Here is an 804-nt window from a genome sequence, read left to right on the forward strand (position 1 = left end):
CTGCTTTCCAATATTGCTTCTGAGCAAAGAGCTAAGGTGGTATATGAATATCTTTACAGACAAATCAATGATAAAAAGGTAAAAGAAACAATAGATTTTCTTTTAAACCGGGAAGAAGCACATAATGCCATGTTCCGTGAAGCTTTTAATAAAGTGCAGAATACAGGCTCCAACAGAGATTTTGGAACAACAAAAGCAGCAAAAATGTATTTTAGTATGTCCGAGCCTTCACCATCAAACAGCCCGTTCCCAAATACAAATGTAACACCGCCGTCATTCAGTTAATATTATAAAATAAATCCGCCGTTGTTTATACAAAGACGGGTTTATTACTTATAAAAGTAAAATTATACTTGGAATATATATTAATTATTTGTTAAAATGGCATAAATACAGAGTGTTTGAAAATGCATCCGGTAGATTATCAAAAAGTAATAGCATCAAATTTTAAGGCTAAAACATGGAATACTATTAGGGTTTTAGACGCTGTTAAACAAATACTCAACAATAATGATGGCATTGTTATTAGCATTCCGGTATACAAAGATTTTGACACTCTAAACAATAATAACCCTACATATGATAAAATCAGCAGAGATTCCAGAGGACGTCATGCTATTTGTATTATCGGATATGATGATACTTTAAGAGTTCTTACAAACAGCGCCTTCAAAACCTATAATGACCGAGGCTTTAAAAGTGTGGCACATACATTTGATAACCGTTATTGCGTTGAAATCAGCGAATTTGTAGATGCAAACTGCGGAAATCCACCTGTTTAAAAAATCGATTCTACATATGGCT

The 804-nt window shown here is 33.3% G+C and carries 2 protein-coding genes; both read left to right on the forward strand.

Annotated elements, in window-relative coordinates:
- Positions 1-285: manganese catalase family protein (locus tag QZ357_RS03905; protein WP_290772033.1), on the forward strand; the 285-nt coding region annotated here is incomplete at its 5' end.
- 122 nt (positions 286-407) lie between these two features.
- Positions 408-782, forward strand: coding sequence for a hypothetical protein (locus QZ357_RS03910; RefSeq protein WP_290772036.1), 375 nt, complete (start codon positions 408-410; stop codon positions 780-782).
- Positions 783-804 lie beyond the last annotated feature (22 nt).

The sequence above is a fragment of the Anaerofustis sp. genome (assembly GCF_019420015.1).
Taxonomy (GTDB): Bacteria; Bacillota; Clostridia; order Eubacteriales; family Anaerofustaceae; genus Anaerofustis.